The following is an 11,453-nucleotide window of genomic DNA, read 5'->3' as shown; positions in this document are numbered from 1 at the left end:
GGGCTGCCTACGGAATCATTGGGCGACGACCTGCGCCGCGATCGGGCGTCGTCGGGGGTCGTCGGAAGGGGAAGGGCGCAGCATCTGCGCCAGGGTCACGCCGCGCAGGGCGTCGGCGACCACGTCGTTGATCAGGCGCCAGTTGGCGCGGGCGCCGCATTGGTGGGCGATGCCGCAGTGGCTTTCGGCCTGGCTGCATTCGGTCATCGCCAACGGGCCTTCCATCGCCTCGACGATCTCGATCAGGCTGATGTCGGCGGCGTCGCGGCTGAGGCGGTAGCCGCCGTGCACGCCGCGCAGGCCTTCGACCAGGCCGGCTTGTGCCAACGGTTTCAACACCTTGCTGACGGTGGGCGGTTCCAGGCCGGAATGCTCGGCCAGCTCGGTGGCGCTGTGCACTTCGCCCGGCCGTGCGGCGAGCACGGTCAGGACGACAGTGGCGTAATCGGTGAGTTTGGTGACGCGAAGCATGACAACGGGCCGCTAAAACGTACTGAAATTGTACGCTTTGCGGCCCATTGCTCCAAGTGGGCTTTCAAATCAATGGCTTGCGCCGGCCTCGCCCGCGGCCGCAGCGGCCGGCATGGCCGGCAGCACCAGTTGGAAGAGCGGCGGTTTCGGAGTCTGGCCGGGCGGCAGCGCCTGCTGCGCGGCCTGGCCCGCGGCGCCCAGCGAATGGACGAAGCGGTAGATCGCACGGCGATCTTCTTCGGCCATCGCGCGGACGGTGAAGTCGGGCATCGGCGGACGCGTACGCAAGTTGGCGCTGTATTCCATCCATTGCGCCTCGGTCATTTCCTGCATGCGCAGGCGCAGGTTGGTCGGATAGGTAGTTCCCCACGGGCCGTTGTAGCCCAGCGGGGAACCGGTCAGCCATTGCGCCTTGTCGAGCTGGCCGGCGCGTTCGACATAGCCGGGGGTGTGGCAATCGTTGCAGCCGCCGATCCTCACCAGGTATTCGCCGCGCGCGACCAGGTCGGGTTCGGGCGCGTGGGCCGCGACGGCGGGCTTGGCGGCGGGCTGGCAGGCGGCCAGCGAGAGCAGCAGCGGCATCAGTGCCGACAGCGGGAGGAGGGAGTTGCGTTTGAGGGACATCGGGTTTTCCGGAGGGGGACTGACCGGATGAATACGCAGGTCGGCACGGCGACAGGACAGGTCCGGCCGCCGCCGTGCCATCGGTCATGCCGGCCTGCGGCAGGTTTCGCGCGGGCCGTGCGAGAATTGCCCGTCCCCCTTCCACGCATTAGCAATGGCCAACAAGAAGATCGAAGCGCGCAAGTCCGACATCCACGGTAACGGCGTGTTCGCCATCGCCCCGATCAAGAAGGGCGAGTTCGTCATCGAATACAAGGGCAAGCGCCGTACCCACGAGGAAGTCGACCAGGAAGACTCGGGCGACGTGGAATCCGGCCACACCTTCCTGTTCACGCTCAACGACGAGTACGTGATCGACGCCAACCACAAGGGCAACCGCGCACGCTGGATCAACCACAGCTGCAATCCGAACTGCGAGGCGGTCTTCGACGAGCATGAAGGCAAGAACCGCAAGAAGGACCGGGTCTACATCGAGGCGATCCGCAACATCAAGCCGGGCGAGGAGCTGACCTACAACTACGGCATCACCCTGGACGAACCGCATACCGCGCGGTTGAAGAAGATCTGGGCGTGCAAGTGCGGCTCGAAGAACTGCACCGGGACGATGCTGCAGCCGAAGAAGTAATCGCAGGAATTTTCCCTGTAGGAGTGGCTACGGCATGCCGTAGCCGGTCAGTCGCGAACGCTTGTCGTTCGGCCAATCTTAGGACAAGGATCAAAAGCATTCGCGACTGACGTCGCTCCCACACCAGAGATTCAGAGGGGCATTGGCCGTTGGAACGATGTTCTAACCCATAGCCCGGGATAATGATGGCGGTATTCCCCCACCTTCGTAAGGAACGCTCATGGCTCTCCCCCTGCAAGGCAAGGTCGCCGTCGTCACCGGCGCGGCCAGCGGCATCGGCAAGGAAATCGCGCATACCCTGGCCCGTTCCGGCGCGGCCATCGCCATCGCCGACCTCAACCTGGACGGCGCCAACACCGTCGCCGCCGAGATCGTCGCGGCCGGCGGCAAGGCGCTGGGCGTGGCGATGAACGTCACCGACGAAGCCGAGGTCGATGCCGGCATCGCCAAGGTCGTCGAGCAGCTCGGCCCGGTCGACATCCTGGTTTCCAACGCCGGCGTGCAGATCGTCAACCCGATCGAGAATTACGCCTTCGCCGACTGGAAGAAGATGCTGGCCATCCATCTGGACGGCGCGTTCCTGACCACCAAGGCGGTGTTGCCGCACATGTACGAAGGCGATCGCGGTGGCGTGGTGATCTACATGGGCTCGGTGCATTCGCACGAGGCCTCGCCGCTGAAGTCGGCCTACGTCACCGCCAAGCACGGCCTGCTGGGCCTGGCCCGGGTGCTTGCCAAGGAAGGCGGCAAGCGCAACGTGCGTTCGCACGTGGTCTGCCCCGGTTTCGTGCGCACGCCGCTGGTGGAGAAGCAGATCCCCGAGCAGGCCAGGGAACTGGGCATCAGCGAGGAGGAAGTGGTGAAGAAGGTGATGCTGGGCCAGACCGTGGACGGCATCTTCACCACCGTGCAGGATGTGGCCGAGACGGTGCGGTTCCTGTGCGAGTTCCCCAGCGCGGCGCTGACCGGGCAGAGCGTCGTGGTCAGCCATGGCTGGTACATGCAGTAGTCGTTCCCGACGCGACCCGTCGAGGTCGGTGCGGGATCGAAAGGAATCCATCGAAAGAAGTCCATCGGAATTGTCGTCCCGAGCGTGGCGAGGGATCCTGCTTTTGTTTTTCCGCTCGTCATTCCCGCGCAGGCGGGAATCGCTCCGGCTTTTGCTCTTTGTTCAAACAGCAAAAGCGACGGCGAAGGGCGATTCCCGCCTGCGCGGGAATGACGAGCGAAGGCGAAAGAGCAACTCAGGTCCCTCGCTACGTTCGGGATGACAGTCATCCCCGGTAACAGATAGAGGTGTCCATGGCCGCCAAACGAGCCGCGACGAAGCCCACGCCCGTTCGCAAGTCGAAAGCCAGGCCGCGCGTTCCGGAGAACATCGCCCTCGTCCTGCAAGGCGGCGGCGCGCTCGGCGCCTACCAGGCCGGCGTCTACCAGGGCCTGCACGAAGCCGGCATCGCGCCGAACTGGCTGGCCGGTATTTCCATTGGTGCTTTCAACACCGCGTTGATCGCGGGCAACCCACCGGAGAAGCGGCTCGACGTGCTGCGCGAATTCTGGGACACGGTGTCGCAGCCATTCTTCTTCCCGGCCACGGCGCAGGGGCAGGAGGCGAGCCTGGGGCAATTGCACGGCGATTCGCGCAGTTGGCTGGATGCGTGGGAAGCCTGGCGCGCGCTGGTCGAAGGCCAGCGCGGGTTCTATGCCCCGCGCGCATGGTTCGACCCGTTCGCGGTACCCGGTCCCGACACCGCCAGCTGGTACGACACCCGGCCCATGCTCGACACCTTGAACCGGCTGGTCGACTTCGACCGGCTCAACGACGGCGGCATGCGCGTCAGCGTCGGCGCGGTGGACGTGGCCAGCGGCAACCTGGAGTACTTCGACAACGCGAAGATGCGCCTCGACGCGCGCCACATCCTCGCCTCGGGCGCGTTGCCGCCGGCATTCCCGGCAGTGGAGATCGACGGACGCTGGTTCTGGGATGGCGGCCTGGTGTCGAATACGCCGCTGTCGCAATTGTTCGAAACCGAACCGCGCCGCGATGCGCTGGTGTTCCAGGTCGACCTGTGGAGCGCGCGCGGCGACCTGCCGCACAACCTGTTCGACGTGGCCGAACGCGAGAAGGAAATCCAGTACTCCAGCCGCACCCGCGCGATCACCGACATGCATCGCGTCGGCCAGCACTACCGGCGCCTGCTGCGCGAACTGCTGGAGGAAATCCCCGCCGACGTGCGCGCGCGCAATCCGTGGTGCCAGCATGCGGAAAAACTGGCCTGCGACCGTCGCTACAGCGTGATCCACCTTATTTACCGGGATCGCGCCCGCATCGGCCATTTCAAGGATTACCAGTTCGGCCGCGTCGCCATCCACGAGCACTGGCAGGCGGGTCGCGTCGATATCGGCCGTGCGCTGGCCCGTCCGGAATGGCTGGAACTGCCGCAGGGCGAAAACGCCTTCGCGACCCACGACGCGACGGCCTGAACGGCGTCGTCCCAGTGGGGATGCCGGGTTCGCGCCAAAGGTTTACATGACCGACGGCAGGCGCACGGATGGGGGCGCCTGCGTAGCCTGCGCGCATCCAAACAGGGGTGTGCGTCGATGCGACAGTTGCTTGCGATGGTCTTGTCCGGGTTGGCCGTGCCGGCCATGGCGGCGGAATCCGGTCCGACCGTGGTCATCGACGGGCGCATCGATCCGGCCGAGTGGGCCGGCGCGCAACACGTCACCGATTTCCGCCGGGTGCAGCCGCTGACCCGCACGCCGGGGACGCAGCCGACCGAAGCGTGGATCCTGGCCACGCCCGAGGGCCTGGCCATCGGCTTCCGCAACGTGCAACCGGCCAGCGTGCCGCGTACCCGCCAGCGCGTGCAGCGCGACTTCGAGGAGCAGGTCGACCGGGTCAACGTCAACATCGACTTCGATGGCGACGGCCGTACCGGCTACAACTTCTGCGTGTCGTCGACCGACGGCATCGGCGATGCGGTGATCAGCAACGAGAGCAACTTCAACCCCGACTGGGACGGCAACTGGAAGCACGCGGTCGGCGAAGACGCCGACGGCTGGTCGGCGGAGATACTGATCCCCTGGTACATCGCGCCGATGCGCAAGGGCGCGGACGGCAAGCGCACGCTGAAGATCTACCTGGACCGGGTCATCGGTTCCACCGGCGAGCGTTCGGCGTGGCCCGCGGCCAGCTTCGAACTGCCGCGCTTCCTGTCCGACTTCACCCCGATCGAAGTGGCGCAATACAGCCAGTCGCTGCTGGCGGTCACGCCGTACATGTCCGGCCTGTACGACAACGTGCGGGGACGCAGCGATTTCGACGCCGGCGCCGACCTGTTCTGGAAGCCGAACGGCCAGTTCCAGTTGTCGGCCACGCTGAACCCGGATTTCGGCCAGGTGGAAAGCGACGACCTGGTGGTCAATTTCGGCGCCACCGAGACCTTCATCAGCGACAAGCGCCCGTTCTTCACCGAGAACCAGGGCATCTTCGAATACACCACGCCGTCGGACTTCAGCCAGTTGCTGTACACGCGCCGGGTCGGCGGCCCGGCCGACGACGGCAATGGCGCCGGCGACATCACCGCGGCGGTCAAATTGAATGGCAACGTCGGCAACGCGAAGTACGGCCTGTTCGTCGCCGACGAAGCGGACGAAGTGGGCCGCACCTTCTACGCGGGCCGGGTGACCGGCGATTTCGGCAAGCAGAACCTCGGCCTGATGATGACCCGCGTTGATCGTCCGTACCTGGACCGGGAGGCGACCACGCTGGGCGTGGACCACAACTGGCGGCCGAACGCGCGCTGGAACGTGCAGACGCGGGTATTCGGCAGCCAGATCGACCAGGGCGGCGAGACCGTGCGCGACATGGGCGCCACCCTGTGGGCCGATTACCAGATGGACCACGGCTGGCGCCAGCAATGGATCGCGATGCACTTCGGCAACGACCTGCAGATCAACGACGCCGGCTACCTGTCGCGCAATAGCATGAACTACCTGCATTGGGAGTTCCGCAAGCGCTTCGCCGACCTGCCGCAGGAATCGCGCTATTCGTCGAAGGAATGGCGCTGGCGGGTCACCGGCGTGTACAACGACCACGGCCAGGACCTGGGCGAACAGTTCCGGGTCAGCCGCCAGAGCCAGTTGCGCAACGGCAGCCAGGAATATGCGCAGATCAACCTCAACGCCAGCGGGCGCGACGACACGATCACCCGCGGCCACGGCGCGATGAAGGAGCCGGCCAACTTCAACGCGCATTACGAATACACGCGTCCGCGCAAGGGCGACTGGGCGTGGGAGACCGAGATCAACGCGTTCAGCCGCGGCGTCGAGAAGGCCGAGGCGATCGGATTCGACGCGCGGTTCCAGCCGACCTATTTCATCAGCGATGCGTTCAGCGTGTTCGCCGGCCTGTACTACGAGCGCGTGCCGCATTGGCTGGTTTGGCAGGGCGACAACCTGATCGGCAGCTTCGACGAGCAAGCGTTCCAGCTGGATGCCGGCCTCAACCTGGCCATGGGCAGCAAGCAGGAACTGCGGGTCAAGCTGCAGGCGATCGGCATGGATGCGGCGGTCGAGGACGCGTGGCGGGTGCAGGCGAACGGCGACATGCTGAAGACCGCCGACCCCGTCGATTCCTTCAGCCTGCGCAACCTGGGTTTCCAGATCCGCTACCGCTACGAACTGGCGCCGCTGTCCTACCTGTATGTGGTCTATGGCCGTGGCGGTTATCGGCAGAACGAGTTCTCGGAAGATTCCAGCCAGTTGCTGCTGGACAGCTTCAACCTGCGCGACGACGAGCAGTTGCTGGTGAAGTTCAGCTACCGCTTCGAGCTGTAAGCGCGGCTCATTCGGGCAGGCGCTGGATATCCGCCGAATACAGGTGCCAGCGCCGCTGTTCCGCGCTGGCGCCGTCGGCCATCACCGCGCGCAGGACGAAGCCGCCGCGGTAATGGCGCACGCTGCCATCGTGCTGGGTGGCGCGCAGTTCGATCGGCACGCGGATGTAGCGCGAACCGGCGGCACCTTCTTCGCCGGTCGCCGCGCCGACCTCGGCCTCGACCGACGCGGTGTTGGCGTAGCCGTTGCGGAAATGCTCGAAGCTCTGCCCGCTGGCCGCGCCGCCGTCGCTCCATTGCGCGTAGGCGGTGGCGAAATCGCGGGCATCGATCGCGGCGTAGTACGCGCGGACCACGGCTTCGGCGGCGGCAGGCGTGGCTTCGTCCACTGTCGGTGTCGCGTCGCCGGTCGCGCCAGGTGTTCCTGCGGGCGCTTTCGTCGCCGGCGCGGCGGCAGGCGAAGCCGCTGGCGTGCTTTGGGCTGGAGCTACCGGCGGCGCAGGCGATGGCGTGCAGGCGCACAAGCCGGCCAGGCAAGCGGCGATGATGGCGGGGGGAAGTCCCTTCTTCATGGCGGCCCGCTCCTTGCCGGGCGTGTCACTGGGTCAGGTGCACGACCACGCGGCCGTTCTCGATGTTGGTCGAACCGATGCGCTTGCCGGAGGGCAGCTTGCGCAGCAGGTCGTCGTCGAGGCGGTAGACCGGCTCCGACGCGGCGTAATCCGCCAGTAGCGTGTTGATCAGCCCGCGCGTGCCGCCCTTGAGCAGGCTGCCCGCGCCGGGGATGTCGACGCTGAGCAGTTCCGGGTTGTCCAGGTGCAGGCCTTGCGTCGCCGGGTTGTAGCGCAAGCCGCTGAGCAGGGCGAAGTGGCCCGAATCCACCGGCGTTTCGCCCAGCGCGCTGACCGCGATGTCGAAGTCGAGGCGCAGGCGGCTGTCGCCTTGCGGGATGCTCAGGCGCGGGTTGGTCAGCCGTGCGGAAACCAGGCCGCCGAGTTTGTCGAAATCGCGCGGGAAGCTGTTGTCCAGCTTGCGCTGCAGCTGCGGCGCGGTGAACGCGACTTCGTTGCCGAGCCAGGCGGAAACCGCGTTGAGCGTGGTGCAGGCAGCCAGGCTGGCGGCGAGCGCCAGCAGGCAGGCGAGGCGGCGGAGCGGGGCGGTGGACATGCGGCTTCCCGGGGCAGGGGCGGATGCCGGCTACCTTAGCGGAAAGCGGTGAACGCCCGGTTAGCCGCCCAAGCGGCGCTTGCGTTCGGCGGTGCGGCTTTCATGCCGAGGCACGCGGGAAGGCAATGGCGTGGGAGCGAGCTTGCTCGCGAATGCGCTTCAGTGAGGAAGCGGGGAGAAGCATTCGCGACTGAAGTCGCTCCCACGGGGCTGTACGGGAGTGGGCTTGCTTGCGGATGCTCTTGGGGAAAGTGAGGGAAGGCATTCGCGGCTATGGCCGCTCCCACGAGAGCCGTCCGCGCATCAATGCTGGGCGTGCAGGCCCCGTACGAACGCATCCAGGTGCGGGCGCAGCGCGGCGAACAATTCGTCGCCTTCGCGATGGCTGAGGGTGTCCAGCAGGCGCAGCGCCACGGCCAGCGCCGAGCGCTCGTCGCCGCTGAGGCCCGGACGGCGCTGGATCGACTCCAGCAGGCGCATCCAGTCGGTGCGGTCGCGGTGTTCGAATTCGATCGCGCAGCGCCGCTGGCAGGGCAGGCCATCGGCCTCGATCGGCGTGACGGTGATGCGGTAGCGGTGCTGGGGGGTGTTCATGGTCATGGCGGGAACGGGGCTTGCGGTATCGCGAGGCCACGATAGGCCGATGCCGGCGCAGCGGCGACGCCGCGGCTGTGATTGAGCGTTCCACCGGTCAGCGCCGGGGCAGCCGTTGTGGGAGCGGCCATGGCCGCTCCCACAAAAACATCTGGCCCGAAGCGACTCGAGACGGCCTGGGCCGTCTCGAGCGGTGTTGCTTTGCGAAGCGTGCGCCAGGATCAGGCGGCAGCGTCCTTCAGCTTCTTCAGCGGGCGAACCTTGACCTTCACCGAAGCCGGCTTGGCGGCGAACCAGACCTCTTCCTTGGTGAACGGGTTGATGCCCTTGCGCTTCGGCTTGGCCGGCACGTTGACCGCGGTGATCTTCAGCAGGCCCGGCAGGGTGAACGAACCGGCGCCCTTCTTGCTGACCGAAGCGTGCACCGCACCTTCCAGCGCGGCCAGCACGGCGCGCACGTCCTTGGCGGCGACCGAGGCGGCGTCGGCGATGTGGGCGACCAGGCCCGACTTGCTCAGGGCTTCCTTGATCGGCTTGGCGGCGGCGGGCTTGGCGGCCTTCGCGGCCTTCTTCGGAGCGGCTTTCTTCTTCGTTGCCATAGTTGTCCTGTATACCTTCGTTAGGTGGGTTGTTCGGGCCGAAATCTTCGGTCGAAACCGTCGGCAGGCGAAATGTAGGGCAATCGCGCGCCGTCGCCAAGTCCGGAACGGCATTTTCCAGCGGTTTTTTCTTCATGAGCGATGCGCGGCGCCGGAATGACGGTGATCCGCCTCGGCGCCGCGCCGCGTTTCACTCGTCCTCGTGCCTGGGTTTCCACGTCTCGACCAGTTTTTGCTGCACCTGCACCGGCACCGGTTCGTAGTGGCTGAAGTCGAGCGCGTAGCGCCCGCGGCCGGCGGTGACCGATTTCAGTTCGGCCGCATAGCCTTCCAGTTCGGACAGCGGCACTTGCGCCTTCACCGTGACTTCGCCACGCGCCGAATCGGTGCCGTTGATGCGCGCGCGCTTCGACGACAGGCCACCGGTGATGTCGCCGACCTGCGCTTCCGGCGCGCTGACTTCCAGGTCCACGACCGGTTCCAGCACTTGCGGTTTCGCTTTCAAGATCGCGTCCAGAAAGGCTTTTTTGCCGGCGGCGACGAACGCCACTTCCTTGCTGTCGACCGCATGGTGCTTGCCGTCGTAGACGATGACGCGCAGGTCCTGCAGCGGATAGCCGGCGATGGCGCCGCCGGACAGCACTTGGCGCACGCCTTTCTCGACCGCCGGCAGGAACTGCCCCGGAATGGTGCCGCCCTTGACCTCGTCGACGAACTCGAACCCGCCGCCGCGCGGCAGCGGTTCGATGCGCAGGAACACTTCGCCGAACTGGCCGGCGCCGCCGGTCTGCTTCTTGTGCCGGTGGTGGCCTTCGGCCTTCGCCCCGATGGTTTCGCGGTAGGCGATGCGCGGGGGCCGGGTCTTCACCTCGACGCCGTGGCGCTCCTTCAGCCGTTCCAGCATCACCCGCAGGTGCAGGTCGGACAGGCCGCGCACCACCGTTTCGTTGAGCTCGGCGTTGGTTTCCACGGCGAAGGCCGGGTCCTCCTCGGCCAGCTTGTGCAGTGCGCCGGCCAGCTTCTGTTCCTGGCCCTTGCTGGCCGCTTCGATGGCCAGTCCGAACATCGGCCGCGGGAAATCGACCGGCGCCAGGTGGATCTGGTCCTCGTCGTGGCTGTCGTGCAGCACCGCGTCGAAATGCAGTTCGTCGACCTTGGTCACCGCGGCGATGTCCCCGGGGATGGCCTGTTCTATCTCGGTGTGGTCCTTGCCGCGCAGCTTGAACAGGTGGCCGACCTTGAACGGCTTGCGCCCGTCGTCGACGAACAACTGCGAATCCTTCTTCACTGTGCCCTGGTAGACGCGGAACACGCCGAGTTTGCCGACGAAGGGGTCGTTGACGATCTTGAACACATCGGCGACGACGTGCGCGTCCGGGTCGGGCCGGGCGACAATCGGCTCGTCGCCCTTCACGAAAGGCGGCGGATTGGCTTCGCCGGGATTCGGGAACAGCCGTTCCATCGCATCGAGCAGTTCCTTCACCCCGACGCCGGTGCGCGCCGAGGCGAAGCACACCGGCACCAGGTGGCCTTCGCGCAGGCATTGCTCGAAGGCGTCGTGCAGTTCGGCGCCGGACAGGCCGCCTTCGCCCAGGTCCAGGTAATGCTCCATCACCGTCTCGTTGATCTCGACGACCTGGTCGATGATCTTCTGGTGCCATTCGGCGACCGGGCCGAGATCGCTCTCGCCGCCGTTGCCGCCGAAACAGTCGACCACGCGCGCGCCGCCGTCGGCGGGCAGGTTCAGCGGCAATGTCTCGGGGCCGAATTCCTCGCGTAGTTGCTCCAGTACCGCGGCGCAATCGGCGCCTTCGTGGTCGATCTTGTTGACCACCACGACCCGGCACAGGCCGCGCTGCTTCGCGCGTTCCATCAGCCGGCGGGTGCCGTGGGCGACGCCGTTGTCGGCATCGACCACGATCAGCGCGGTTTCCACCGCCGACAGCGCCGACAGCGCCTGGCCGCGGAATTCCGGATAGCCGGGCGTGTCGATCAGGTTGACGTGGATGCCCGAATGGTCGGTGCTGGCGATGGCGGTGTCGATGGAGTGGCCGCGCGCCTTTTCCATCGGGTCGAAATCGGACACGGTGTTGCCGCGTTCTATCGTGCCTGCCGTCTGCAGGGCGCCGCCGGCATGCAGCAGGGCTTCGAACAAGGTGGTTTTGCCGGCGCCGGGGTGGCCTGCCAGGGCCACGTTGCGGATTTGTTCTGTCGAATAAGCCATGGGCCGAATCTCCTCTGGATAGCCGGGCACGTGCGGGGAATCCGCATACGCCGTCATGGCTGTCCGCAGGGAAGGAGCGCAACCGTGCGAGCGTGCGCTCGACGGGCGGTCATGGCGGGGCGGCCAGCATCGTGGCATGCGGCGGGCGGGTCAAGTCGCGGCGCGAAATGAAGGGCCATGCATTTGTAGGAGCGCCCCTGGGCGCGACCGGAAGCTTCCCGGCTCGACGGACATCCATGCAACGCCATTCTTCCGGTCGCGCCCAGGAGGCGCTCCTACAGCGGCGTCACGTTGCGGGTGTAAGCTGC

General features: G+C 66.5%; 11 protein-coding genes. 4 read left to right on the top strand and 7 right to left on the bottom strand.

What is annotated here, in order from left to right; genetic code table 11:
* Window positions 1–15: 15 nt before the first annotated feature.
* Window positions 16–471, bottom strand: a complete 456-nt coding sequence (locus tag J5837_RS01000; protein ID WP_210534858.1) for an SUF system Fe-S cluster assembly regulator — start codon at window positions 469–471, stop codon at window positions 16–18.
* Between the two features lie 69 nt (window positions 472–540).
* Window positions 541–1,095: a cytochrome C gene (locus J5837_RS00995; RefSeq protein WP_210534857.1), complete on the bottom strand. Its 555-nt coding sequence runs from the start codon at window positions 1,093–1,095 to the stop codon at window positions 541–543.
* A 154-nt stretch (window positions 1,096–1,249) separates the two neighbouring features.
* Here J5837_RS00995 and J5837_RS00990 point away from each other — a divergent pair, with 154 nt between their 5' ends.
* The 4 genes from J5837_RS00990 (at window position 1,250) to J5837_RS00975 (ending at window position 6,562) form a co-directional block, all read left to right on the top strand.
* Entirely contained in the window at window positions 1,250–1,720 is a 471-nt protein-coding gene (locus tag J5837_RS00990) for an SET domain-containing protein (protein WP_210534856.1), read from the top strand.
* Between the two features lie 220 nt (window positions 1,721–1,940).
* Window positions 1,941–2,729, top strand: a complete 789-nt coding sequence (locus J5837_RS00985; RefSeq protein WP_210534855.1) for a 3-hydroxybutyrate dehydrogenase — start codon at window positions 1,941–1,943, stop codon at window positions 2,727–2,729.
* 293 nt (window positions 2,730–3,022) lie between these two features.
* Entirely contained in the window at window positions 3,023–4,204 is a 1,182-nt protein-coding gene (locus tag J5837_RS00980) for a DUF3734 domain-containing protein (RefSeq protein WP_210534854.1), read from the top strand.
* 117 nt (window positions 4,205–4,321) lie between these two features.
* Complete coding sequence (locus J5837_RS00975; RefSeq protein ID WP_210534853.1) at window positions 4,322–6,562, top strand: DUF5916 domain-containing protein; 2,241 nt, start codon at window positions 4,322–4,324, stop codon at window positions 6,560–6,562.
* 7 nt (window positions 6,563–6,569) lie between these two features.
* On the opposite strand, the gene J5837_RS00970 is transcribed toward J5837_RS00975, so the two are convergent.
* The 5 genes from J5837_RS00970 to fusA all read right to left on the bottom strand — a co-directional run bounded on the left by J5837_RS00970 (window position 6,570) and on the right by fusA (window position 11,145).
* Window positions 6,570–7,133, bottom strand: coding sequence for a hypothetical protein (locus J5837_RS00970; RefSeq protein ID WP_210534852.1), 564 nt, complete (start codon window positions 7,131–7,133; stop codon window positions 6,570–6,572).
* Between the two features lie 25 nt (window positions 7,134–7,158).
* Window positions 7,159–7,728 carry a DUF1439 domain-containing protein gene (locus tag J5837_RS00965; protein ID WP_210534851.1) on the bottom strand — a complete coding sequence of 190 codons (570 nt, stop codon included), beginning with the start codon at window positions 7,726–7,728 and terminating at the stop codon, window positions 7,159–7,161.
* Between the two features lie 303 nt (window positions 7,729–8,031).
* A complete protein-coding gene (locus J5837_RS00960) occupies window positions 8,032–8,328 on the bottom strand; it encodes a DUF3861 family protein (RefSeq protein ID WP_244755489.1) in 297 nt (98 codons plus the stop codon).
* A gap of 215 nt (window positions 8,329–8,543) precedes the next feature.
* The gene (locus J5837_RS00955) at window positions 8,544–8,921 is read right to left on the bottom strand and encodes an HU family DNA-binding protein (RefSeq protein ID WP_210534850.1); all 378 of its coding nucleotides are present in this window, start codon (window positions 8,919–8,921) and stop codon (window positions 8,544–8,546) included.
* A 190-nt stretch (window positions 8,922–9,111) separates the two neighbouring features.
* Window positions 9,112–11,145, bottom strand: coding sequence for an elongation factor G (gene fusA, locus J5837_RS00950; RefSeq protein ID WP_210534849.1), 2,034 nt, complete (start codon window positions 11,143–11,145; stop codon window positions 9,112–9,114).
* Between the last annotated feature and the right edge of the window lie 308 nt (window positions 11,146–11,453).

Origin of the sequence: Pseudoxanthomonas helianthi, assembly GCF_017939625.1 — a bacterium.
In the GTDB taxonomy this organism is placed as follows: Bacteria; Pseudomonadota; Gammaproteobacteria; order Xanthomonadales; family Xanthomonadaceae; genus Pseudoxanthomonas_A; species Pseudoxanthomonas_A helianthi.
The sequence above is the reverse complement of the archived record's forward strand: the minus strand, read 5'-3'. Positions and strand labels throughout refer to the sequence as shown.